Origin of the sequence: Pedobacter sandarakinus (assembly GCF_026240095.1) — a bacterium.
Lineage (GTDB): Bacteria > Bacteroidota > Bacteroidia > Sphingobacteriales > Sphingobacteriaceae > Pedobacter > Pedobacter sandarakinus.
On sequence record NZ_JAPIVG010000001.1, the window covers coordinates 1,264,911 to 1,288,478 of the forward strand.

23 protein-coding genes are annotated in these 23,568 nt (G+C 39.4%); 20 read left to right on the plus strand and 3 right to left on the minus strand.

Annotated features, from left to right (window positions below):
* The first annotated feature begins 71 nt into the window (after positions 1 to 71).
* From uvrB to OQ268_RS05470, 3 genes are all read left to right on the plus strand, one after another.
* Complete coding sequence (uvrB, locus tag OQ268_RS05460; protein ID WP_322973939.1) at positions 72 to 2,114, plus strand: excinuclease ABC subunit UvrB; 2,043 nt, start codon at positions 72 to 74, stop codon at positions 2,112 to 2,114.
* A 56-nt stretch (positions 2,115 to 2,170) separates the two neighbouring features.
* On the plus strand, positions 2,171 to 2,368 hold the full coding sequence (locus tag OQ268_RS05465) for a YwbE family protein (protein ID WP_265855091.1): 198 nt from the start codon (positions 2,171 to 2,173) through the stop codon (positions 2,366 to 2,368).
* Positions 2,369 to 2,482: 114 nt separating this feature from the next.
* Positions 2,483 to 2,731, plus strand: a complete 249-nt coding sequence (locus OQ268_RS05470; RefSeq protein WP_265855092.1) for a DUF4834 family protein — start codon at positions 2,483 to 2,485, stop codon at positions 2,729 to 2,731.
* 79 nt (positions 2,732 to 2,810) lie between these two features.
* Here OQ268_RS05470 and OQ268_RS05475 read toward each other — a convergent pair whose 3' ends face one another.
* Positions 2,811 to 3,284 (minus strand): SRPBCC family protein, encoded by a 474-nt coding sequence (locus OQ268_RS05475; protein WP_265855093.1) that lies wholly within the window; start codon positions 3,282 to 3,284, stop codon positions 2,811 to 2,813.
* An 80-nt stretch (positions 3,285 to 3,364) separates the two neighbouring features.
* Positions 3,365 to 3,871, minus strand: coding sequence for a GbsR/MarR family transcriptional regulator (locus tag OQ268_RS05480; protein ID WP_265855094.1), 507 nt, complete (start codon positions 3,869 to 3,871; stop codon positions 3,365 to 3,367).
* Between the two features lie 262 nt (positions 3,872 to 4,133).
* Here OQ268_RS05480 and OQ268_RS05485 point away from each other — a divergent pair, with 262 nt between their 5' ends.
* The 15 genes from OQ268_RS05485 (at position 4,134) to rfbA (ending at position 21,061) form a co-directional block, all read left to right on the plus strand.
* Positions 4,134 to 6,632 (plus strand): YfhO family protein, encoded by a 2,499-nt coding sequence (locus OQ268_RS05485; protein WP_265855095.1) that lies wholly within the window; start codon positions 4,134 to 4,136, stop codon positions 6,630 to 6,632.
* A gap of 319 nt (positions 6,633 to 6,951) precedes the next feature.
* Positions 6,952 to 7,806 carry a UDP-2,3-diacylglucosamine diphosphatase gene (locus OQ268_RS05490; protein WP_265855096.1) on the plus strand — a complete coding sequence of 285 codons (855 nt, stop codon included), beginning with the start codon at positions 6,952 to 6,954 and terminating at the stop codon, positions 7,804 to 7,806.
* 21 nt (positions 7,807 to 7,827) lie between these two features.
* Positions 7,828 to 8,817, plus strand: a complete 990-nt coding sequence (locus tag OQ268_RS05495) for a glycosyltransferase family protein (RefSeq protein ID WP_265855097.1) — start codon at positions 7,828 to 7,830, stop codon at positions 8,815 to 8,817.
* Between the two features lie 192 nt (positions 8,818 to 9,009).
* Positions 9,010 to 9,990 carry a DUF6427 family protein gene (locus OQ268_RS05500; RefSeq protein ID WP_265855098.1) on the plus strand — a complete coding sequence of 327 codons (981 nt, stop codon included), beginning with the start codon at positions 9,010 to 9,012 and terminating at the stop codon, positions 9,988 to 9,990.
* A gap of 95 nt (positions 9,991 to 10,085) precedes the next feature.
* Complete coding sequence (locus tag OQ268_RS05505) at positions 10,086 to 10,871, plus strand: type III pantothenate kinase (protein WP_265855099.1); 786 nt, start codon at positions 10,086 to 10,088, stop codon at positions 10,869 to 10,871.
* Complete coding sequence (locus OQ268_RS05510) at positions 10,852 to 12,165, plus strand: porin family protein (protein ID WP_265855100.1); 1,314 nt, start codon at positions 10,852 to 10,854, stop codon at positions 12,163 to 12,165. Before OQ268_RS05505 ends, OQ268_RS05510 begins: the two co-directional genes overlap by 20 nt.
* Positions 12,165 to 12,737: an LptA/OstA family protein gene (locus tag OQ268_RS05515; protein ID WP_265855101.1), complete on the plus strand. Its 573-nt coding sequence runs from the start codon at positions 12,165 to 12,167 to the stop codon at positions 12,735 to 12,737. The genes OQ268_RS05510 and OQ268_RS05515 overlap by 1 nt, the downstream gene beginning before the upstream one ends.
* A gap of 320 nt (positions 12,738 to 13,057) precedes the next feature.
* The gene (locus tag OQ268_RS05520) at positions 13,058 to 15,142 is read left to right on the plus strand and encodes a SurA N-terminal domain-containing protein (RefSeq protein ID WP_265855102.1); all 2,085 of its coding nucleotides are present in this window, start codon (positions 13,058 to 13,060) and stop codon (positions 15,140 to 15,142) included.
* 65 nt (positions 15,143 to 15,207) lie between these two features.
* A complete protein-coding gene (locus tag OQ268_RS05525) occupies positions 15,208 to 15,723 on the plus strand; it encodes a DUF2480 family protein (protein ID WP_265855103.1) in 516 nt (171 codons plus the stop codon).
* Positions 15,724 to 15,905: 182 nt separating this feature from the next.
* Positions 15,906 to 16,679, plus strand: coding sequence for a DUF3108 domain-containing protein (locus OQ268_RS05530; RefSeq protein ID WP_265855104.1), 774 nt, complete (start codon positions 15,906 to 15,908; stop codon positions 16,677 to 16,679).
* Between the two features lie 2 nt (positions 16,680 to 16,681).
* A complete protein-coding gene (locus tag OQ268_RS05535) occupies positions 16,682 to 17,245 on the plus strand; it encodes a DUF3109 family protein (RefSeq protein WP_265855163.1) in 564 nt (187 codons plus the stop codon).
* 460 nt (positions 17,246 to 17,705) lie between these two features.
* Positions 17,706 to 18,758, plus strand: a complete 1,053-nt coding sequence (rfbB, locus tag OQ268_RS05540; protein WP_265855105.1) for a dTDP-glucose 4,6-dehydratase — start codon at positions 17,706 to 17,708, stop codon at positions 18,756 to 18,758.
* A gap of 3 nt (positions 18,759 to 18,761) precedes the next feature.
* Positions 18,762 to 19,310 (plus strand): dTDP-4-dehydrorhamnose 3,5-epimerase, encoded by a 549-nt coding sequence (gene rfbC / locus OQ268_RS05545; protein ID WP_265855106.1) that lies wholly within the window; start codon positions 18,762 to 18,764, stop codon positions 19,308 to 19,310.
* Complete coding sequence (gene rfbD, locus OQ268_RS05550; RefSeq protein ID WP_265855107.1) at positions 19,307 to 20,170, plus strand: dTDP-4-dehydrorhamnose reductase; 864 nt, start codon at positions 19,307 to 19,309, stop codon at positions 20,168 to 20,170. Before rfbC ends, rfbD begins: the two co-directional genes overlap by 4 nt.
* A 30-nt stretch (positions 20,171 to 20,200) precedes the next feature.
* A complete protein-coding gene (gene rfbA / locus OQ268_RS05555; protein ID WP_265855108.1) occupies positions 20,201 to 21,061 on the plus strand; it encodes a glucose-1-phosphate thymidylyltransferase RfbA in 861 nt (286 codons plus the stop codon).
* A 712-nt stretch (positions 21,062 to 21,773) separates the two neighbouring features.
* Here rfbA and OQ268_RS05560 read toward each other — a convergent pair.
* Positions 21,774 to 22,001 carry a hypothetical protein gene (locus OQ268_RS05560; protein WP_265855109.1) on the minus strand — a complete coding sequence of 76 codons (228 nt, stop codon included), beginning with the start codon at positions 21,999 to 22,001 and terminating at the stop codon, positions 21,774 to 21,776.
* 341 nt (positions 22,002 to 22,342) lie between these two features.
* Between OQ268_RS05560 and OQ268_RS05565 the strand changes: the two genes are divergently transcribed.
* On the plus strand, positions 22,343 to 23,098 hold the full coding sequence (locus tag OQ268_RS05565; protein ID WP_265855110.1) for a hypothetical protein: 756 nt from the start codon (positions 22,343 to 22,345) through the stop codon (positions 23,096 to 23,098).
* Positions 23,098 to 23,499 carry a DUF5675 family protein gene (locus OQ268_RS05570; protein ID WP_265855111.1) on the plus strand — a complete coding sequence of 134 codons (402 nt, stop codon included), beginning with the start codon at positions 23,098 to 23,100 and terminating at the stop codon, positions 23,497 to 23,499. Before OQ268_RS05565 ends, OQ268_RS05570 begins: the two co-directional genes overlap by 1 nt.
* The last annotated feature ends 69 nt before the right edge of the window (positions 23,500 to 23,568 follow it).

Sequence of the window (23,568 nt, forward strand, 5' to 3'; positions counted from 1 at the left end):
CGGCATTTACAACTTTCCTGACTTTTAGCTGTTTTAGTGTTTGCAGCCTAAGTTGTATATTTGATTTGCCCATGAAATTTAAAATTACATCAGAATATAAACCTACCGGAGACCAGCCAACAGCCATACAGCAACTGGTAGACGGCGTAAATGCGAATGAACATTACCAAACTTTATTGGGCGTTACCGGCTCTGGTAAAACCTTTACGGTGGCAAATGTAATTGAGCAAACCCAAAAGCCAACGCTAATTTTAAGTCATAACAAAACACTTGCCGCCCAGCTTTACGGAGAATTTAAAAATTTTTTCCCTGAAAACTCGGTAAATTATTTTGTGTCTTATTATGATTATTACCAGCCAGAAGCTTTTATTGCATCGAGCAATACTTATATAGAAAAAGATTTGAGTATTAACGAAGAGATTGAAAAACTTCGTTTGCGCACTACATCATCATTAATGAGTGGACGTAGGGATATTATTGTAGTGAGCTCAATATCTTGTATTTATGGTATGGGAAACCCTGAAGATTTTTCGAGAATGGTTTTCCGTTTTGGTGTGGGGTTACGGATTTCTAGAAATGCCTTTTTGCATAGCCTGGTAGAAATTTTGTACTCACGTACTACTACAGAATTTAAACGTGGTACGTTCAGGGTAAAAGGCGATACAGTGGATATTTATCCTGCGTATTTGGATCACGCATACCGCATTTCTTTTTTTGGTGATGACATTGAGGAACTTTCGGCGATCGATCCGGTATCTGGTAAAACGTTAGAGAAGCTGGAAGATATGGCTATTTACCCTGCTAATTTATTTGTTACGCCTAAAGATCGTTTTAACCAATCTATTTGGGGAATACAAGAAGAGCTAGAGGTACGTAAGAACCAATTAATTGCCGATAGGCATTTGCTAGAGGCCAAGCGTTTGGAAGAGCGAACCAATTTCGATATTGAGATGATGAAGGAACTGGGCTACTGCTCTGGTATCGAAAATTATTCTCGTTTTTTTGATGGAAGGCAGCCTGGTATGCGTCCGTTCTGCTTGCTCGACTATTTTCCGGATGATTACTTAATGGTGATAGATGAAAGCCACGTTACAGTTCCACAAATTAGGGCGATGTATGGCGGAGATCGATCGAGGAAACTTTCGTTGGTAGAATATGGTTTCCGATTGCCAGCAGCCTTGGATAACAGGCCGCTTAACTTTAATGAGTTCGAAGCTCTGGCGCCGCAGACAATTTATGTGAGTGCCACGCCTGCCGAATATGAACTGGAAAAATCGGAGGGAGTTGTGGTAGAGCAGGTAATTAGACCAACTGGTTTGCTAGATCCGGTAATTGAAATTAGGCCTGCCATTAACCAGGTAGATGATTTGCTGGATGAAATTGATTTGACGATAAAAGATGGCGGGAGAATTTTGGTAACCACCTTAACCAAGCGTATGGCAGAGGAGTTAACAAAATATTTGGATCGCTTAAATATTAAAACCCGGTATATCCATTCTGAAATTAAGACCCTGGAACGCGTAGAGATTTTAAGGGGTTTGCGTTTGGGAGAATTTGATGTGCTGGTGGGGATTAACTTATTGCGAGAAGGTTTAGATTTACCCGAAGTGACTCTAGTGGCCATTTTAGATGCGGATAAAGAGGGTTTCTTGCGTTCGGAAAAATCGCTGATACAAACCATTGGTAGAGCTGCACGTAACGATAGGGGACGTGTAATTATGTACGCTGATGGGATAACCGAAAGCATGGAGAAAACAATTGATGAGACCAACCGCCGCAGGGAAAAACAAATCGCTTACAATTTGGAGCATGGCATTACCCCGAAAACGGTTGGCAAATCCAGGGAAGCTATTCTGGAACAAACTTCGGTACTGGACTTTTCACAAAAAGCCAGCGATAATAAAGCAAGGGCTTATGTAGAAAACGCAGAGGTTAGTATTGCTGCCGACCCTATTGTGCAATATATGGGTAAAGCAGAATTACAAAAAGCCATTGATAATACTCGTAAATACATGCAAAAAGCTGCTAAAGACATGGATTTCTTGCAGGCAGCAAAACTTCGTGATGAGATGTTCGCCCTTGAAAAAATGTATAATGAAAAGTTTGCTAAGTAGCCCTGAGGTAACTATTTCAAAATTTATACTGAAGTTTACGTTTCAAAAATTATAACATGGACGGCCAAAATAGAAAAGACATTTATCCGGGTTTAGCAGTAGGAATTATTTTAAAGAAAGATCAGCGCTCCGGAAACATCACTTACGGCGTTGTACAAAGCCTACTTACTTCTGCAGCATATCATTCTCGTGGAATTAAGGTTAGGTTGGACGATGGCCAAGTGGGGAGGGTAGCGGAAATTGTAGAAGATTAGTTTGTTCAAACGCTTAAGAAATGTAATCTGTGTAATACAATTGCAATTAAACCCGAAAAAAGTAACAATTTCTTCGCTCATCCGTCTATATTTGTAACAACAGTAAATTAAAGCATGGGATTAGTTAAGTTCGTTTTTATTGCAATATTGGTACTTTGGATCATTAGAATGTTGATTCGACTGATATTGCCAATGCTGTTTAACAACCTCGCTAGTAAGATGCAACAACAAGCTAGCGCACAAGGGCAGCAACAAAAGAGATCAAAACCAGAAGGCGCCATATCTATTGATTATATGCCGCCAAAACAAAGTGGTAAAACAGATAAACTCGGCGATTTTGTCGATTACGAGGAAGTTAAATAAGTCAAAGTCTCGATATCCATCGGGACTTTTTTATTTCTAGGATTTTTTATATTGATCGTATTAAACCTCAGCAAGGCTATCAAAATAAGTTGGCTGGAGTTTCTTGTTGTTCGGCTGTTTGTTTGATGATTTGATTTCGTTTTTCAAGTAACGAAGTCATGTAACTTTTCAAAAAGCATCTTTCTGCAATGCTTCCAAATAAACCCAATGGAGCCTTAAAGTCGAAGATATCAATCATCTCGGTTTTGGAGGCTAATGTTTTAAACAGATGTTGGTGATGGAAGTGTTGGAATGGGCCTTCAGTCATTTCATCGGTAAAGCTAAAAGGGTATTCCATTTCGCTAATTTTACTGGTTAATGTAAATGGGATGCTAAAGTGTTTCGCTTTCCAGGTTACTGTTTCATTTAAATTTATCAATCCCGTTACTCTTCCTGCAATAGCTTTTTCGCCAGAAGTCGCCATTGATTTTACATGGAGGTCTATGCTGCGGGCCAAGTTATAACACCGCTCAATGGGCGCATTAATTAGCGTAATAAGTTTGATGGTTGGCATACGTATAATCTTTACAACAAGAAATGAAAGTTACCTTAAAAATTAAGCTGGTTAAGGCTTAGCTATTTGATGTTAGCTTTCTATTTAAAAACCTTCAGAATTGATCCCCAAAACCAACTTTCTTCGGCCTTAAGCATGGTTTCCAAGGTTTTGTCTACATTTCCGGCTAATTTGTTAATATCGGCAATAGACTTTTTAAACGTAGCAAATTCGGGATCTTTCTCATCACCAGATACCGTAGAAAGTTCTGATAATACTTTTAATACAGGTTCCAGTTCGCGTTTTTTACGTTCTTTGGCTACCTGGCGGGCAATGTTCCAAACATCTTTATCGGCAAAAAAATATTCCTTGCGTTCTCCAGCCTTATGTTGTTTTTCAATTAAACCCCAACCAATTAGGTCGCGGAGGGTCATGTTTGCGTTTCCCCTCGAAATACTTAACTGCTCCATTATTTCATCGGTGGTTAATGCTCTGGGAGAGATCAACATTAATGCATGAACCTGAGCCATAGTACGGTTAATACCCCATTCTGAACCCAATTTGCCCCATGCCTCGATAAATTTCAATTTTGCTGCTTCCAATTCCATAATCAAATATAAAAAAGTATTATTAAAACTTTCAAAAATTATTGAAACTTTATTTACTTAATTTGGGTTGGATGAATAGATGTAGTGACTTGGTTTTTTATAGCTATGCCATCAGATGGTAATTCCATTGCAAAAACAAAAGCATCGGTTTGCACGACATTTACCTAAATCTAATTTTTATTCTCCTCACATTTAATTAATTCCTTTTTTATACCGCCCAATTTTTTATTTTTGACGTTCGTTTAAACTTAAACAAACCTTAATGAATAACTGGTTTAACAGAAATGGCATTCATTTAGCCATTATAGCAATTTTTGTAGTCATTACTTTTGCCTACTTCAGTCCTGTTTTACAGGGTAAAGCGCCTGCGCAAAGCGACGTAATCCAATCGCAGGCCATGCAAAAGGAGATTATGGATTTTAAAGAGAAAGATGGCAAAGCTCCACTTTGGACAAACCAAATGTTTGGTGGTATGCCAGCTTATCAGATTTGGGTACCGTATGCATATAGTGGAGCAACCTATGGTATTGCGTTAATCACCAAAGCTTTCCCTAATCCAACAGGTACTGTACTGTTGTTGTTATTCGGTGCTTACTTTCTATTTATTGTACTTAAGGTTAATCCCTGGCTTGCCGCTGCAGGTGCAATAGCCTTTACTTTTACCACCTATAATTTTGTGTTAATAGCAAGCGGCCACAGCAGTAAGGCTTTGGCAATAGGCTTTTTTGCGCCTATAATCGCCAGTATCTTGCTTACCATGCGTGGGAAATATTGGTACGGAGCCAGTTTAACGGCCTTATTTCTAGCCTTAGAAATTAGAACCAACCACGTACAAATGACTTACTATTTGATGTTAGCCATTTTAATTTTCGTTGTTGTAGAACTTTATCAAGCCGTTAAATTGAAAACGGTTTCTCATCTGGCAAAATCATTTGGCTTTTTAGCCTTATCAGTTGTTTTGGCAGTTATGATTAATGCAAGTTTACTTTGGTCTACCGCAGAATATGCAAAGGAAACTAACCGCGGCAAGTCTAACTTGACTGTAGCATCTACAGACAAAGATGCCGGTATGTCTAAAGAATACGCTTATCAATGGAGCCAGGGGGTTGGCGAAAGCTTTACATTTTTTATTCCGGATTTATATGGTGGCGCTTCTGGTGTTGAAGAATTGGTAAAGCCAGATGGAAATATGTACAAAGCCGTCTCAGAACTTACTGGTGGCGATCAGGCACAAACCACCCAAGCCATTCAACAATTGGGCGGCCAATTAAACATGCAGCAATACTGGGGTGAAAAGCCTTTTACTCAGGGTGGTTACTATTTTGGGGCAATCATCTGTTTCTTGTTTGTGTTTGGCTTGTTCATCGTTCGCAACCCAATAAAATGGTGGATATTGTCTACCACGATTTTATTCATTCTGCTTTCATTCGGTCGCCATTTTCCTTTTGTAAGTAACCTGTTCTTTGATTATTTCCCGCTTTACAATAAATTCAGGGCAGTTGAATCGATCTTAGCTGTGGTAGGTTTAATGGTTCCGATACTGGCATTGTTAGCTGTTAAAGAAGTACAGGATGGTCAAATAGATGAAAAAGTTTTGGTTAAAAAATTGACTTGGTCTGCGGGTATTATTGGAGGTCTTTCCTTAATTATTGCCATCGCACCAACTTTATTCTTCAGCTTCAAAGCTTCAAATCATCAGCAGATTGTGCAAGCATTAACGCAGAGTTTGCAAAACAACGCAAGCATTGCGCAAAAAATTGCCAATGGTTTAGTAGAAGACAGGATTGCCATCGGCCGTGCTGACGCTTTTAGGTCATTTTTCTTTGTACTGGTTGGTTTCGGAATCATTTGGGCGCTTATCAAGAAAAAGTTAAATGCTCAAGTCGCATTTGGATTGCTTGCATTAGCTGTTTTGGTAGATATGTGGCAGGTAGATCGCCGGTATTTGAATAATAAAAACTTCGAACCTAAAACTACTGTTGCCAATTATTTCCAACCTAGAGATGTTGATAATTTTATCAGTGCGGATAAAGATCCAAATTTTAGGGTTTTCGATCTTTCCATTAACACTTTTAGCGATGCAAGTACTTCAGCCTTCCATAAAACTGTTGGTGGATATCATGCTGCGAAATTGAAGAGATTCGATGAGTTAATTCAGAATCAATTTAGCAAGAGCATCAATCACGATGTATTGGATATGTTAAATACCAAATACATCATTACACAAGACCAACAAAACGGTGCGTTCAAGATGGAGCGTAATGCTACAGCGGCTGGTAATGCGTGGTTTGTACAAAGTGTCCAATTCGTTAAAAATGCTGATGAGGAAATGAAAGCCATCAGTAGTTTTGATGCAAAAAAGGAGGCTATCGTAGATCAAAGCTTTAAAAGCTTAATGGATGATAAGCGTTTAGGTACGGGTCAGGAAGGTTTCATCAAATTAACAGATTACCACCCAGATCATTTAACTTATGAGTATTCGTCGGCCAAAGATGTGATCGCTGTTTTCTCAGAAATCTATTACAACAAAGGTTGGAAGATGTATATAGATGGGGTAGAGAAACCATATTTTAGGGCAGATTATGTTTTACGTGCTGCACAGCTAGAAGGAGGGAACCATAAATTGGAATTTATCTTCCATCCAACATCTTACTATGCTGGCGAAAACATTTCCCTCGCCGGATCTATTTTACTAGTTGTAGGCCTCGCATTCGGCATCTATGTTGAGCAAAAGAAAAAAAAGAAAGCCTTAACAACATAATCATTTAGCAAATTGATATTAAACCCACAAGGAAGTTTTCTTGTGGGTTTTTTATTTTCGGCGTTTTAACACACTTTAGCTTTTGCGATGATAATTTAACAAAGACGTAACATTTGTTTGACCGACAGCATCTTAACTTTGTTTTGTAAAACAACATTTATGTTAGAATCGTTTTTCGCTGTATGCCTATTAATTATTGTAGTCTACTTTTTCAGTCCGTTCGAGGTGAAAACTGATGAGGAAGAAGAGTGGTAAGTTCTCTTTGAAACAACTTTTTTTAAGTTGGTTAAAAATCCTTTCGCATTAGCTGCCAAAATATATGGAAAAGAGAAATGTAGAAGTCGTTGTAATTTCTGATGTGCACTTGGGCACCTACGGCTGCCACGCCAAAGAGCTTTTAAAATACCTGAAAAGCATCAAGCCTAAAACCTTAATCCTAAACGGCGATGTCATCGATATCTGGCAATTTAGTAAACGCTATTGGCCCGAATCGCACATGAAAGTCATCCGCAAACTCATGAAATTTGTTTCAGAAGGTGTAGACGTGTACTATCTAACAGGCAACCATGATGAGATGCTTAGGAAGTTTGATGGAATGAGCATGGGTTCTTTTCATCTACAGAATAAATTAATTATGGAATTAGATGGTAAGAAAGCTTGGTTCTTCCACGGCGATATATTTGATGTGACCATGCAACATTCCAAGTGGCTTGCAAAAATGGGTGCTATTGGTTACGATACCTTAATCCTCATTAATAGTTTTGTGAACTGGGTGTTGGTTTCTTTTGGTAAGGAAAAGATGAGTTTCTCCAAAAAAATTAAAGCAAAATTTAAAGATGCGGTGAAATTTATCAACAGTTTTGAGCAAACCGCGGCAGAACTTGCAATAGAGCAGGGTTATCATTATGTGGTGTGTGGGCATATCCATCAGGCAGAAAATAGAAATATTATAATCGATGGGAAAAGTGTATGTTACCTAAATAGTGGCGATTGGGTCGAAAGTTTAACCGCTTTGGAGTATCAAAACCAAAACTGGACAATCTTTAAATACGATCAAATCAACTTTGAAAAGGATGTTGTGGATGAAGGAATTCTATCAGACGGCGAAGATTTAAACCTTAAATTAGATGTAAATATGCTTTTAAAGCATATAAAATATGAAATTGCTCAATAATTTTGAGATATTCGAGCATAAATGAAGATACTTTACGCAATACAAGGTACTGGAAACGGACACATTAGCCGGGCAAGAGAGATTATTCCATTGCTTGAAAAATATGGTGAACTTGATATTTTGGTAAGTGGAACCCAAGCAGATGTAAAACTTAGTCAGCCTATTAAGTACCAGTTGCACGGTTTTAGTTTTATTTTCGGGAAGAAAGGAGGAGTCGATCACTTCAAAACATGGTTGAGCATGAATCTCTTCCGTTTTCGCAAGGATATGAAACAACTCCAATTGAAAGACTATAACCTAATTGTAAACGACTTTGAACCTGTTAGCGCCTGGGCTTGCAAACTTCAGGGCATTGAATGTGTATCGTTAAGTCACCAGGCAGCCTTCAAATCCAAAAAAGTACCGCGACCTAAAACGCTAGATTGGGGCAAGCTCATCTTGAGCAGGTATGCACCGACGAACCACCACATCGGCTTTCACTTTGATCGATACGATAGTTTTATCCATACCCCGGTAATCCGAAGTGAAATCAGGCAAATGAAGCCTGAAAACCTTGGGCATTATACTGTGTATCTCCCAGCGGTTGATGATAAGCGCCTGCTAAAGTTGTTTATGCAGATTCCAGATGTGCAATGGCAGGTATTTTCAAAACATAGTAATTCAGCTTACCGGGAGGCAAATGTATCTGTGGAGCCGGTTAACAATGAACGGTTTAATAAAAGTTTAGCCACTTGCACAGGTTTATTTACTGGCGGGGGCTTCGAGGGGCCGGCTGAGGCACTTTTCTTAAAGAAAAAATTATTGGTTGCCCCTATGCGCTTTCAATTTGAACAGCAATGTAATGCTTATGCTTTAAAACAGTTTGGTTTGCCTGTGGTATGGGGCAGCGATCGTAATTGGTTACCCATTGTCAAAAAATGGGTAGATCAGCCGCAAGCGAATGATTTTCACTTTCCAGATGAAACTGCCCAGATTATCGATGATATGGTTAAAAAGTATGCCCGCATGTAGGTTCCTAAAGTATGGGCTAGCTGCTGTTGCATAGAGGTGTTAGCGTCATAATCAAAATGCGCATCTCACAATTAAAAAGGCAAACCTTTTAGCTTCCCGCAGAATATCGAAAAGGTAAGCGAAAGCATCGCTATCGGTTCGTGCACAATAGTCTGAAATTATTTTCTTTACTTTGTTGCACTCAAAAATGGCATGATTAATCAATTTAGAAACCTAAATCCAATTAACCTGATATATCTTTTAGCTTACACATTTATTATGCGTATTGCTATCTATACTCAGATGCCCAATCAACTCCAGTTTGATTTTCTTGAGCCTTTTGCCAAAACACTTTTCGATACTGATTTACTCGATGTACAATCGCCATCAGCCAATATTTTTCTTGCCGCGATAATTGTTTTTGTTCAGGCGCTGGTTTTTAATCGTGTGGTTAATAATCATAATCTCTTGGCTAAACCAAGCTTTTTACCAGGGCTTATGTATATTTCAGGTGCTAGTTTGTTCATGCCTTTTATGGTTTTAAGTCAGGCACTATTGGCCAACTTTCTATTAATCTGGATTATTGATAAATTCTTAAAACTGGGTAAAACATCCAATTCCATCACCACCGTGTTCGATATTGGGATGATAATTGGCCTGGGAACATTAATTTACTTTCCGTTTATGGCCATGCTGCTTATGATTTTCCTGGCGCTATTGCTCTTTAGGTCGTTTAACTGGCGAGAATGGGTAGCCGGTTTGGTTGGGTTTATAACCGTTTTCTTTTTCTTAGCCGTCTGTTACTATTGGAACGATAATATCAGCTCGTTTTATCAAATCTGGAAGCCACTTGGCAGTAAGTTTCCATCTTCTTTCAAAATCAATTACAATGATTACCTGGTGCTAATTCCGGTGTTTATCATTATCGTATTGGCTTCATTACAGCTCAGAGAGAACTTTTTCAGAAGTTTCATCAGCACCAGAAAAGGTTTCCAATTGTTGTTTTTTATGTTCATCATCGCGGCAGCAAGCTTTTATTTAAAACCTGGTTTTCGTACCTGGCATTTCCTGCTTTGTGTACCTCCGGGAGCGGTTCTGTTGGCCTATTATTTTAGCAATGCGAAGAAGCGTTGGTTCTATGAAACCCTGTTCGTAATGTTTATCTTATCTGTACAATACTTTCTTTTTGTTTAACCTTTTTTAACAAAAAACTAGAACAAAACTTAACAAAGATTAATAGCTTTGTGGCATGAAGTTTCAGTTTACGGCTTGTTTAGATTCCAAACTTTTTGGCAAAGGCCTATTTTCTAGGCGAAGCCCGAATTCATAAGGTTAATGGAATGAATAGGTTAGCGATTGATATTGGAAATTCATCAGCAAAGATTGCTGTTTTCGCTGGTCGGGAGATTATTCATCACCATCGGTTATTGAAGGTTGGAATTATTGATTTAGCGCACATCATTGATAAGTTCTCGCCTAAGCAAGCAATTATCAGTAGTGTAAATCAAGAGATCGGTCAGCTAGAAGAATTTCTGAAGAGGCGTACCGAATATACCCGTTTTACTACCTCACTTACTAATGGGGTGATAAATTACTATAAAACACCTACCTCATTAGGTTTAGACCGATGGGCAGCAATGCTTGGAGCATTTGGAACTTACAAAAAGTCGCCATGCCTTGTAGTTGATGCCGGCACTTGCATCACCTATGATTTGCTTAATGGAAAAAGTGAGTATTTCGGTGGAAGTATAAGCCCGGGGATAAAGATGCGGTTTAAGGCTGTACACGAATTTACAGGGAGATTGCCGCTTGTTGAATGGGATGTGAAGGAAGAAATTCCCGAAGGTTTAGATACTATTTCTGCTATAAAAAATGGCGTTTTGCGGGGAATACTAAACGAAATTGAAGGGTATATTGCCCTAAATAAGATAAATGAAAGCACTTTAAAGGTGATTATTACAGGTGGTGATGCTAATTTTTTGTTTAAGCAATTACAAAACAGCATCTTTGCCCCTCAAATTATTAGTGATCCCTATTTGGTATTAAAAGGATTAAATGAAGCTATTGCAGATTAAAATGTATAAAAAGATAAATTATATTGCGGCCATACTCGTTCTTGTTTGTGGTGTTGGTGTTAAAGCACAGGTCACCACCTCATCACCATATTCCAGGTATGGATTAGGTAATATAAAAGGATCGCTGCTTCCCCAGTTGCGGGCAATGGGCGGAATTTCTACCGCTGTTGGTAAGGTTACAGGGTTTAATTACATCAACATGCAAAATCCATCATCATATGCTGGTGTTACCCTAACAACTATTGATATTGGCATGACTGCAGACTTAACTAGCTTAAGTCGGAACAATTTAACTGAAACCAGTTTTAATGGTACCTTCAGTCATTTAGCCTTTGCCGTTCCTGTAAGTAGGAAATCGGCTATTAGTTTTGGAATTCTACCCTATTCAGATTTGGGTTATGCTTATCGGAATACCGTAAAAATAGATACTCTTTCTGTAGATCAGCTCTATTCTGGTGAAGGCGGATTATCAAAGGCTTATTTTGGTTATGGACACCGTTTTGGAGACCATTTAAGAATTGGTGGAAACGTAGAATACATATTCGGAAATCTATTAACCACCCGTGCTACAGAATATGCAGTAACTGGCGCTATTAACGCTAAACTGCAAAACAAAAATAGTGTTGGCGGATTGAACTATTCATACGGTATCCAATACGATTTTAATATAGGGAAGAATACTTTGTTTACATTAGGATACTCGGGTAGTACTGCAGGTAAAATCAATTCTACACAGAGTTTCTTTGCCACGCAATATACGAGGGCACAGGATGGTACTGAAAGCACTGCAATTGATACCCTAAGCGCAATAAATGGAAGCAAATCTAACCTTACGTTGCCACTTACGCATAACTTCGGTATCGCTATTCAGCAGAACGATAAGTGGATGATTGGCGCTGATTTTAGAATGAGCAAGTGGGCCAACACCAGTATTAATAATGTTAATTCTGGGCTTCAGGATAGTTGGGGAGTATCTTTAGGTGGGCAATGGACACCAGATTATACCTCATACAATAATTATCTGAAACGGATGGATTACCGCTTAGGGGTGAATTATGATAAGACCTATATTAAAATTGGCAATGAGGATATTAAAGAAATGGGCGCCTCTTTAGGTTTTGGTTTTCCGCTTCCTACAGCTAACGGCGGATCTGCTTTTTATAAAATTAACTTCACTACCGAGTTTGGACAAAGGGGAACTTTGAATAATAACCTGGTAAAAGAACAGTTTATAAACTTTCATTTAGGTTTTACGCTCAACGATACTTGGTTCCGCAGATATAGGGTAGATTAATGAGGTTGCAAACATTCTTATATGGCCTATTCGGTTCGATGTTGCTCGTTGTTGCGGCATGTGGTACGGACGACCTTAAGAAAGCTAATGCAATCTCTGCAAAAAAGATTACTTTCACCCGCGACAGAACCATCGGTTTCGAAGCCATCTACAGCGACTCTGCAAGGGTGAAGGCCCGTGGATGGGCACCAATTATGGATAAGGTAACACCATCCAATGGCAGCGTTTATGAAGAAATGCCTAAAGGTGTTAACATCGATTTCTATAACCCAAATGGCACCATAGATGGAAACCTGGTTTGTGATTATGCCATTCGCAAGGAACAATTACAAGAAACGGAGTTTAGAAAGAATGTCGTTGTAAAAAATAGTAAGGGCGATACGTTTTCTTCGGAAGAATTGATTTGGGATGAAGCAAAAAAAATCTTCTACTCCAATCAAAGGGTCTATGTAAAAGGTGCAGATGGGAGTCTGGGAGATGGCATTAACTTTAAAGCACCACAGGATTTTAGCTCTTACGAAATGGAAACAGGGAGCGGACAGCTTAATATGAAAGAAGGCGTTGCACCGTAAACTTAAGGGCAAAGCTTTGGCGGGGCGGTTTAGGCGTTTAACTTAAGCGTGAAACTATATCTACAATAACTGCCAGGCGTATTGTTATCAATTGAATCTCAATACATAGGCCGCTTTTTCATTCAACCAATCAATCTCCAAAAGTTGTTTCGTTATTTGAGGCTCAAATTGGATTAATGACTTCACTTATTGTCATTTTCCTCAAGCTATTTGCTTAAAAATTAAACACTTGATAAATAAAATTTTGTGTTTTCTTTTTTAAGGCAAATTTGTATCTTGCGCCCTCTTAAAAAAAACTAAATAAATTTATAAAGTACAATATGGGATTAATGACATTTTTGCGTAACCGTGCGGGCTATATCTTAGTCTTTGCCATTGGTTTTGCAATTGTTGCATTTTTAGTAGGCGATGCAATTAACGTGGGTAAGCCTTTTTGGTCAGCCAATCAAAAGGTAGTGGGTTCTGTAGATGGTAATGAAATCAATATCGATGATTTTCAACCTAAGGTGGATCAAAGCCTTAATCAATTTAAACAACAATATGGCGGTAGCTTAAATCCGCAGATGACTTCAATGGCTGTAGATCAGGCTTGGAATGCAGAGTTGGCTAAGGTGTTGTTATCAAAAGAATACGATCGTTTAGGATTAACCGTTTCTGAAGACGAATTGTTGGATTTATTGCAAGGTCAAAATCCGAGCCCTTTAATTAAGCAATATTTTTCAAACCCGCAGACCGGTCAGCTAGATCGTGCTACGCTAATGAACTTTTTAAAGTCTAAAGAGCCACAAGCTTTGCAACAATCTACCTTGTTGCAGCAAGAGATTACCAACCAGGCTTTACAAACTAAGTATTCGAACCTTATTCGCAACTCGGTATATGTAACTTCCTTAGAGGCTGCAGACGAATATAACAACCGTAACAAGTTGGCAAACTTTAAATATGTTAGTTTAGATTACACCAGCATTCCAGATGCTTCCGTTAAACTTACAGATGGCGATTATTCTGACTATTACGATCAAAATAAGACCCGTTTCAATAATCCACAAGAAAGCCGTTCGTTTGATTATGTAACGTTTAGCATTAGCCCAACCGCGGCAGATTCTGCAGCAGTGAAAGCGCAGATTACAAAGATAGCTGCAGATTTTAAGGTAGCTAAAAACGATTCGCTTTTTGCAGCAATTAATTCTGATGTAAAGGTTCCATTCACTTACATGACTAAAGGCAAATTAGATCCAGCAGTAGATTCAGCAGTATTTGCTTTACCTGCAGGAAGTTTCTATGGCCCAGTTTTATCTGGTAACTCTTATAAACTCGTTAAAGTAGTAGCTACCCGTTTCTCTCCAGATTCGGTAAAAGCAAGCCATATTCTTATCGATCCAGCAAAATTGGGTGGAGAAGATAAAGCCATTAAGTTGGCAGACTCTTTAAAAGGTTTGATTCAAAAAGGTGCAAACTTTGCTGAACTGGCAAAAACTTACAGCGTAGATGGATCAAAAGATAAGGGTGGCGATTTAGGTACTTTCGCACGTGGAGCTATGGTTCCAGAGTTTGAGAACGCAGCGTTCGATGGTCAGGCGGGAGATATCAAAGTTGTAAAATCTCAATTCGGTGTTCATGTTATTAAAATTGAAAAACAAATTGGTTCATCGAAAGTAGCAAAACTGGCTTATGTAGAGAAAGCTTTAGGTGCAAGCAGTAAAACACAAGCTTCGGCCTACAAAGCGGCAAGTAATTTCCTAAATGATGTAAAAGGAAAAGACTTTGCTAAATATGCAGCAGAAAAAGGGTTGAAAGTTGCTGTTGCCGATCGCATCGCGGCTACTCAAGGTTTCGCACCAGGTTTGGATAATCCACGTAAGTTAATTCAGGATGCCTATAAAGCAGATAAAGGCGACGTACTTCCTGAAATCTATACTATGGCAGATGCCTATGTTGTAGCACGTTTAACTGACATTAAGCCTAAAGGAACATTGTCTTTAGCTGATGTTAAAAAAGAAATTGAGCCTATGGTTCGCAACGCTGTTAAGGCAAAGATGTTGGTAACGAAGTTTAACGGTGCCGGAAAAAGCTCATTAGATCAGATTGCATCTAAGGTGGGCCGTCCTGTTAATCCAGTTCAAAACATTGTTTTCGCTAACCCGATTATTCCAGGTGTGGCGCAAGAAAACAAATTGGTAGGTAGCGTATTTGGTGCTCAACCTGGTAAGGTTTCTGCACCAGTGGAGGGCGATAGAGGAGTTTATGTATTCTCTGTTGATGGATTTACAAACCCAGCTCCAATTGCAAATATGTTCAAGCAAAAAGAAAGCATGTTATTGGCCATCGGTCAGCGCTCTTTACAGTCAGCGTTCCAGGCTTTACAAGACAATGCAGACATAAAAGACAATCGTGTGAAATTCTATTAAGTAGAAAATACGTAATTTTGTAACCGTCCTGGCATTTTGTTAGGACGGTTTTTTTATTTATGGCCATGGAAATTCAAGAAAACATTGTTAATAAAGTTGCCAGCAGTGGTTTAGTTACGTTAAACCTGGAAGATTTTTATCAAAAGGGCGAACGGATACTTTATGATATTAAAGAGAACCTGTTTCATGGCTTGATCCTGAAAGAAAAAGATTTCAGGGAGTTTATCAAAACGCATGACTGGTCGCAATATCAGGATAAAAATGTTGCTATAATTTGTTCGGCAGATGCCATCGTGCCTACCTGGGCTTACATGCTACTGGCTAATCGCATGAGCAGTTATGCCAAAGAGGTTGTTTTTGGCGATCTTAGTACCTTAGAAGCGGTTATGTTTGCAAAGGCACTGGCTAAAATTAATCCTCAAGATTTTGCAGACGAACGTGTGGTGGTAAAAGGGTGTGGGGATATTGATATCCCGGTGTCGGCCTATGTTGAAATTACAAATAAACTTAGTCCCGTGGTCAAAAGCATGATGTTTGGAGAGCCATGTTCTACCGTTCCGGTATTCAAAAGGAAAGACTAATGAACCCCTAGTGAGCCGAACGTCGTAACCTAGATCCGTTCCGACTTACTTGATTCCCTTTGGGGTTTACCGGAGGCCGGTTTTGGGCGCTTACAAATATTTGGTTTGCTTTTTGCATATCTTTCGATAAGATTTGCAATTTAATGGTTATCATTATTGCAGCTTCACCAAACAGAAAGCAAATGAGAAAATTATTATTATTCGTAATTCTTACCGCTGCAATGTTTCATGCAGTTGCGCAAGAGCTTCCGCTAAAAAAAGAACCTGTTTTTCAGGAAGGAGAGGTATTACAGTATAAGTTGAGGTATGGTTTCATCACAGCTGCAGAAGGTACGTTGAGGGTGAGTAATTCTGACCTTAAGTTCGACAATAGACCTACCTACAAATTAACCGTTGATGCAGAAACCTCAGGTACTTTTGATGTTTTTTACAAAATCAGGGATCACTATGATTCTTACATTGATAAAACAGATCTCACACCTTATTTCTACCAGGAGAATATTAGAGAGTCTAGCTATAAGCGCCAGGATAAAGCCCGGTTTCATCAAGACGCTAAGAGAGTTGTGTCTAACAGGGGAAATTTCACTACCCCTACAACGCAAACTTTTGATCTGGTATCTGCCTATTATTTTGCACGGAGTTTAGACATGACAAAGTTAAAGGTAGGCGATAAATTCAAACTTAATTATTTTTTACAAGATGAGATTTCTGCGCTTGAGGTAGAGTATGTAGGAAAAGAAACGATTAAAAGCAAACTTGGCAATATTCGTTGCTTGAAATTTAGCCCCTCAATTAAACCCGGACGAATTTTTAAAAAAGACAGCAGGTTGTATCTTTGGGTTACGGACGATGGCAACCGCGTTCCGGTGAAGGCCCAAGTAGAGATCTTGGTTGGCGCAGTTACGATGGAGTTGAAGTCGGCTGCAGGCCTTAAATATGCTTTAGCGAAAGAATAATGATGATAGAAGTAGAACAGGTATTGGTACACGAGGATGTACTTAAAGAAAATTTCGTTTGTAATTTAAGCAAATGCAAGGGGATTTGTTGCGTAGAAGGGGATTCTGGCGCACCTTTAGATCACGACGAAAAAGCAATCCTGGAAGAGATTTACCCAAAAATTAAGCACCTTCTTAACGACAAGGGCATCCAAGCTATCGAAGAGCAAGGCGTTTATGTGGTGGATGAAGACGGGGACCTAACCACGCCATGTGTAGACCGCAATAAGGAATGCGCTTATGTGCTGTTCGAAGCAGGCATCACCAAATGTGCCATCGAAAAAGCATATGAGCAAGGTTTGATCGATTGGCAGAAACCGATCTCCTGCCACCTTTACCCCATTCGCATTACCAAATATCCCGAGTTTGAGGTATTGAACTACGACAGGTGGCATATCTGCCATGATGCCTGTACTTTCGGGCGGGAATTAAAGGTTCCGGTGTACAGCTTTTTAAAAGGACCGCTTATCCGAAAATATGGGGAAGATTGGTACAAAGAGCTGGAAAGTTCAGTAGCGGCGATGTAGGTGTATTATCCATTAGTTCATCAAGCGTTGAGTTATGGGTCGCTCATAAATTGATCATTATATGGAAATTGCTCTTGACAAGTGGACCATCGGGTATAGACTACATGATTCTTAAATGGCTCGATGGTCTATTTTATTGAAGTTGCTGGCGAAATAGCCGACTACATGTTTAGGTTTAGGTTTGATGCTACGGTGGATAGATTTGAAATCGGTGGCTGATGATCAGCATTTTTGTATTTTATGGGGCTCAGTATCGATACCCCACCAATAATTGGTGAAGGCTTGTTCTTCTTAGATTGCCATTGATATACTTAGATTTTGCGTTTTGAATTTGAAATATCTTCAATACCAGTACTATAAAGTTTCACAACTTCTGGTGAAATAGTACTATTCGTTGTGTATTGGTTGGTATTTTCAAATAACTATCTTAATTTAGCCGACTGAAATCATTTAATAAGCTGTGAAAAAAATTCTCATCACTGGTGGAGCAGGTTTTATTGGCTCTCACGTTGTTCGTCGATTTGTAAATAACTACCCAAACTACGAAATTGTTAATCTGGATAAGCTTACCTATGCCGGTAACCTTGCAAATCTAACCGATATTGAAAACCAACCTAATTATCGCTTTGTTAAGGCCGATATTACGGATGCGGCTACCATCAGCGAGCTTTTCAAGCACGAAAATTTCGATGCGGTTATTCATCTTGCAGCAGAAAGCCATGTAGATCGGTCTATAACTGACCCCACTGCTTTTGTGATGACCAACGTTATTGGTACTGTCAATCTTTTGAATGCCGCCCGCGAATCGTGGAAGGGTGATTATGATAAGAAACGTTTTTATCACGTGAGTACTGATGAAGTATATGGTGCATTAGGCGAAGAAGGGATGTTTACTGAAACTACTTCTTACGACCCCCATAGCCCATATTCGGCATCTAAAGCTAGTTCTGATCACTTTGTTCGTGCTTATCACGACACTTATGGGATGGACTGTGTGATTTCCAATTGCTCTAATAATTATGGTTCTCATCATTTTCCAGAGAAACTAATTCCTCTGGCGATTAATAACATTAAAAACAATAAGCCTGTACCTGTTTACGGCAAGGGTGAAAATGTTCGGGACTGGTTATGGGTTGAAGATCATGCCAGGGCTATCGATGTCATTTTTCATCAATCTAAAACGGGTGACACTTACAATATCGGTGGCCACAATGAATGGAAAAATATCGATTTGATCCATTTGTTATGTAATATTATGGATGAGAAGTTAGGTCGTGAAGCTGGAGAATCGGCTAAGCTGATTACTTATGTTACCGATCGAGCTGGTCATGATTTGCGTTATGCCATCGATTCTTCCAAGTTGCAAAAACAACTGGACTGGGTTCCTAGTTTACAATTTGAAGAAGGGTTAGCGAAAACTGTTGACTGGTATCTTCAAAATGAAGAATGGTTAAATAATGTAACCTCGGGAAATTATCAATCTTATTACGAACAACAATACGATAATAAGTAGTTGATGGAAATCGAGCAAACGGGTTTACAGGATTGTATTATCATCAAACCAAGGGTTTTTGAAGATCCGAGGGGCTATTTTTTCGAAAGCTTCAACAAACAAACTTTTGAAGAAAAGACGGGTTTACCTGGAGATTTCGTTCAGGACAACCAGTCGTATTCTTCTTACGGGGTTATCCGGGGTTTACATGCACAGACTGGTGCTTTCGCACAGGCCAAATTGGTTCGCGTAACCAAGGGTGAGGTGTTGGATGTAGCTGTAGATGCACGTCCGGGATCACCTACTTATGGCCAACACGTTGCCGTACGGTTGAGTGCAGAAAACAAGTTGCAATTATATATTCCCCGCGGTTTCGTACATGGCTTTTCGGTACTGAGCGAAACGGCTGAGTTTTTATATAAATGCGATAATTTTTTCAACAAGGCATCGGAAACCGGGGTGATTTACAATGATACTGATTTAAATATCGATTGGTTGATCCCGGAAGGGAATCAAGCGATATCTGAAAAAGACCTTGAGTTAAAACCGTTTTCACAATTGACGCATATATGAGCAAGATCCTGGTAATTGGCGCAGGCGGACAGCTAGGCCAATGTTTAAAAGTTGTAGCCGCTCGAAAGGGAATCAATGAAATTGTTTTTCCAACAGAGCAGGATGCCAATATTCTTAATGAGGCAGGACTACTTAATCTTCTGGCTCAGGAGAAACCATCCTTTGTTATTAACTGTGCCGCTTATACTGCTGTAGATAAGGCAGAAGATGAAGTTGATCTATCTAAGGCCATCAATGCAACTGGTGCCGCTTATCTTGCCTCAGCCTGTTTGGCGCACAATGCCACTTTGGTTCATGTTTCCACTGATTTTGTTTTTGAAGGCAATGAAGTGAAGTTGCTTAAAGAAGACGATGAGGCCAGACCCATTAATGTTTACGGGATAACGAAATTAGCCGGTGAGGAATCGGTTATTTCCATTTTACCAGCTCATTTCATCATCCGTACCAGCTGGTTATATTCAGAGTTTGCCAATAATTTCGTAAAAACGATGTTGAAACTTGGCGCAGAGCGGGATGAATTAAATATTATCGCCGACCAAGTGGGCACGCCTACCTATGCCATTGACCTGGCGGATGCTATTTTCGACATCATTCAATCTGGTTCCGAAGCTTATGGTATCTACCATTATAGTAATGAAGGCGTTACGTCATGGTTTGATTTTGCTAAAGCCATTTTTGATATCAGTGCTACTGATGTGAAGACAAATCCTATCCCGACTTCTGCTTTTCCAACTAAAGCTGTAAGGCCTGCTTTTTCTGTAATGGATAAAAGCAAGATCAAAGCTATATTTCAGCTTCACATTCCTTACTGGCGAGACAGTCTAGTGCAATGCATTGGTCAATTAAATAAGTTAATGTAAGCGGTGGATCCGTTTAAAATATAATTCTATATGAAAGGTATAATCTTAGCAGGAGGGAGCGGAACGCGTTTACATCCTTTAACCCTTGCTTGTAGCAAACAAATGATGCCGGTTTATGATAAGCCGATGATTTATTATCCATTATCAACTTTGATGCTCGCCGGCATCCGGGAGGTGCTCATTATTTCGACACCACATGATCTTCCTAACTTTGAGAAGTTGCTGGGTGATGGATCGACATTGGGTTGTAAATTCACTTATGCCGTACAAGCCGAGCCAAATGGTTTAGCCCAGGCTTTCGTTATTGGTGAGGAATTTATCGGGCAGGATAAGGTTGCTTTGGTGCTCGGTGATAATATTTTCCACGGTGATGGTATGGCGAAGTTACTGCAGGCCAGTGCAGACCCTGAAGGCGGGGTGGTATTTGCCTATCAAGTAAGTGATCCCGAGCGCTATGGCGTTGTGGAATTTGATTCGAATAATAAGGCTATTTCTATCGAAGAGAAACCTGAGCATCCTAAATCTGATTACGCTGTTCCTGGTTTATATTTTTACGATAATGAAGTGGTAGAAATTGCTAAGAATATCAAGCCTTCTCCTCGTGGCGAATATGAGATTACTGATATCAACCGCATTTATTTAGAGCAGGGTAAACTTAAGGTTGGTGTATTAAGTCGTGGTACGGCTTGGTTAGATACTGGTACTTTTGCCTCACTAATGCAGGCGGGGCAGTTCGTTCAAATTATAGAAGAGCGTCAAGGATTGAAGATTGGCTGTATAGAAGAAATTGCCTATCGGATGGGCTTTATTGATGCCGACCAGCTAAAAGCCATTGCAACGCCACTGGTTAAAAGTGGGTATGGTAGTTATCTACTAAAACTAATTAAGTAAAATAGAAGTCTCGATGAAAATCGGGACTTTTTTTTGTACCAGCTGGATTATGTTTTGGCAAGGACCAGTGCTAAATCGCTAACAACATTGTGAATATAAGGGCGGTTTTTCGATATCTATGGCAGTATTTGTCGTTTGACTTGATGTTTCTTATGCCTCATCGGCGGCGGCCTATTTCCTTTGGCTTGATCCAAAAGAAACAAACCTGAGGCATAGCGAAAGCATGACAACCAATAAAACAACAAAAACGCTGGCATAACTCGAGGCTTGGATCTGTTGTCGGATAAATTCGTCAAAGCTTTAGTTTCGGTATCACAAGCTGCGATGAAAAATCGCAGGGGACGCGATGCCTGGTTTGGTGTTTTATGAGATGTCTGCAAATGCTTTAACGCTTTCTCCTTCCAACATCTCCTAGGCCGGTTAGCACGGTGACTATAGCAGGGAGTCTACTATTGGAGCAGATAGCGGAGGTTGATTTTTCTTATGCCTCATCGGCGGCCGCCTTTTTCTTTTGACTTGATCCATAAAGAAGCCTAAGCATCGCTACCCCTAGAATGATGTAGAAAAAAAACACGAGTGTTGCTTTCTTTCTGGAAAAGTGCAATTAAATTTTAACCATGGTAGTCTATTCGATTTTATTACTAATGAACAGGATTTAAAACAGAAACCCGGGGATGAAAGCGGGTTCTGCTATTTTTCGGGAGCGGCAATATTAAGCACATGTTCTTTCCACCATTGCTTTGTCAATGCCTGAATATTCAGCAAATTCATCAATAGTGATGTATTGAAATTTGTTCTTGCCTAATAATAGCTTTAAATTTTTCAACATCATTTGTGCATGTCTTAAACTTTTCCCTGTTAATAAACTTACATCCTTTGGATAAATACATACTCTTTTCATTTGTTTAGGTGTTGATGCCGAAACAGATGGAGGTGCCACTAGTGTTTGGTTTATGAAGCTATGCAAAAATCAAGTTTAGTACTATTACAGTACTCTATCTATGCTTTATCCCTACTTAAGGTATGCTTGTGCTATGCTTTTGCATCGATTTTTTAACCAAGTTACTATCCCTGCCCGAGCGTTTATAAAAGAACGATTATTAATTAATACTAATTTAATGGGTAAAAATTTAGATTACAAGCGAATAAAATCAACAAATACGTATATAACGAAAATAATGAAAAGACTGATTTTTTACGACTTATAACGCAGCAATAGCGTTTGTGCGATCGGAGATTTTTATCGGATTGTAACTTTGTAGCAGATGATAAAACCATATTATGGCACGTCAAGAAGGAATCATTAAATTAAAAGGACAAATCGGGGATTTGGCTTTTTACAAAACTAAGGATGGCTATCAAGCTCGCACCCGAGGAGGTGTATCGGCTGATCGGATTGCTAATGATCCAAGGTTTCAACGCACCAGAGAGAATGGTGCAGAGTTTGGCAGGGCTGCTAAAGCTGGTAAGCTTTTCAGGACCGCATTTAAGACCCTAACGAGTCAGTTAGCTGATAAAAAGATCAGCAATAGGCTCTCAAAGCAAATGTTAAGGGTTGTCCAAGCGGATAGTATCAATGAACGGGGCATGCGCATGATTTTAGATGCTGAAACGGAGCTGTTAACAGGGTTTGAATTCAACGTGGATGGGATAGTTAGTACAAATGTGAACATGCCTTACAATGCCACAATCGACAGGGCTAGCGGCAATGCGACCATTGAGTTCGAAGCATTTAATGCAAGGGATTTGTTAGTGTCTCCACGTGGAGCAAGCCACTTCAAGTTGAGCGCGGCGACGGCAGTGATCGATTTTGAAGAAGGTGTATTTGAGCTAAATGTAGCGGAAAGTGCAGTTCTTAGCGTAAACGATGTAGCTATAGCCGCTACTACACTCAGTTGTAATGTAACACCTGCTTCTGTCAAGCCAATTTTTTCGTTGTTAGGGGTAAGCTTTTTCCAGCGTGTTAATGGAACAGATTACCTATTAAGCAATGGCGCTTACAATGGTTTGGCTGTAGTAAAGGTTAGCGGAATTTAATGGAAATATTATTGAGCCGCACCTATTTTAAAGTAGGCACAAATGGAAAAATAAGCCATAACGGACAATTTGTTTGCTATTCTATTGAATTACCCTGGAGGAACAATAAGCGTAGTATCAGCTGTATACCAGAGGGTAAGTACTTATTGGTCAGGAGGTATCATCCTAAACATGGCCATCAGCTAGCTTTAAGTATTGTCCCCAATAGAGAAGCAATTCTAATCCATCCTGCAAATTTTGCTTTGCGTGAATTGCAAGGTTGTATTGCACCAGTAACATCGTGTACTGGTGAGGGGGAGGGTAATTACAGTCGCGTTGCGCTTGAACGACTGCAAGATTTAATATACCCAGCCTTGGAAGCAAATGAAAAAGTGTTTTTGGTGATCACATCGGTGAAATGAGTTTATCTAGCGCAAAGCGGCATCATTTACTTATTCGGTATAGCAGAATTATTAATGCGTAAAAATTTG

Bases quoted from the DNA above. Each gene is read 5' to 3' on its own strand.
- uvrB (WP_322973939.1), top strand. From the start codon at position 72: ATGAAATTTAAAATTACATCAGAATATAAACCTACCGGAGACCAGCCA.
- OQ268_RS05465 (WP_265855091.1), top strand. From the start codon at position 2,171: ATGGACGGCCAAAATAGAAAAGACATTTATCCGGGTTTAGCAGTAGGA.
- OQ268_RS05470 (WP_265855092.1), top strand. From the start codon at position 2,483: ATGGGATTAGTTAAGTTCGTTTTTATTGCAATATTGGTACTTTGGATC.
- OQ268_RS05475 (WP_265855093.1), bottom strand. From the start codon at position 3,284: ATGCCAACCATCAAACTTATTACGCTAATTAATGCGCCCATTGAGCGG.
- OQ268_RS05480 (WP_265855094.1), bottom strand. From the start codon at position 3,871: ATGGAATTGGAAGCAGCAAAATTGAAATTTATCGAGGCATGGGGCAAA.
- OQ268_RS05485 (WP_265855095.1), top strand. From the start codon at position 4,134: ATGAATAACTGGTTTAACAGAAATGGCATTCATTTAGCCATTATAGCA.
- OQ268_RS05490 (WP_265855096.1), top strand. From the start codon at position 6,952: ATGGAAAAGAGAAATGTAGAAGTCGTTGTAATTTCTGATGTGCACTTG.
- OQ268_RS05495 (WP_265855097.1), top strand. From the start codon at position 7,828: ATGAAGATACTTTACGCAATACAAGGTACTGGAAACGGACACATTAGC.
- OQ268_RS05500 (WP_265855098.1), top strand. From the start codon at position 9,010: ATGATTAATCAATTTAGAAACCTAAATCCAATTAACCTGATATATCTT.
- OQ268_RS05510 (WP_265855100.1), top strand. From the start codon at position 10,852: ATGAAGCTATTGCAGATTAAAATGTATAAAAAGATAAATTATATTGCG.
- OQ268_RS05515 (WP_265855101.1), top strand. From the start codon at position 12,165: ATGAGGTTGCAAACATTCTTATATGGCCTATTCGGTTCGATGTTGCTC.
- OQ268_RS05520 (WP_265855102.1), top strand. From the start codon at position 13,058: ATGGGATTAATGACATTTTTGCGTAACCGTGCGGGCTATATCTTAGTC.
- OQ268_RS05525 (WP_265855103.1), top strand. From the start codon at position 15,208: ATGGAAATTCAAGAAAACATTGTTAATAAAGTTGCCAGCAGTGGTTTA.
- OQ268_RS05530 (WP_265855104.1), top strand. From the start codon at position 15,906: ATGAGAAAATTATTATTATTCGTAATTCTTACCGCTGCAATGTTTCAT.
- OQ268_RS05535 (WP_265855163.1), top strand. From the start codon at position 16,682: ATGATAGAAGTAGAACAGGTATTGGTACACGAGGATGTACTTAAAGAA.
- rfbC (WP_265855106.1), top strand. From the start codon at position 18,762: ATGGAAATCGAGCAAACGGGTTTACAGGATTGTATTATCATCAAACCA.
- rfbD (WP_265855107.1), top strand. From the start codon at position 19,307: ATGAGCAAGATCCTGGTAATTGGCGCAGGCGGACAGCTAGGCCAATGT.
- rfbA (WP_265855108.1), top strand. From the start codon at position 20,201: ATGAAAGGTATAATCTTAGCAGGAGGGAGCGGAACGCGTTTACATCCT.
- OQ268_RS05565 (WP_265855110.1), top strand. From the start codon at position 22,343: ATGGCACGTCAAGAAGGAATCATTAAATTAAAAGGACAAATCGGGGAT.
- OQ268_RS05570 (WP_265855111.1), top strand. From the start codon at position 23,098: ATGGAAATATTATTGAGCCGCACCTATTTTAAAGTAGGCACAAATGGA.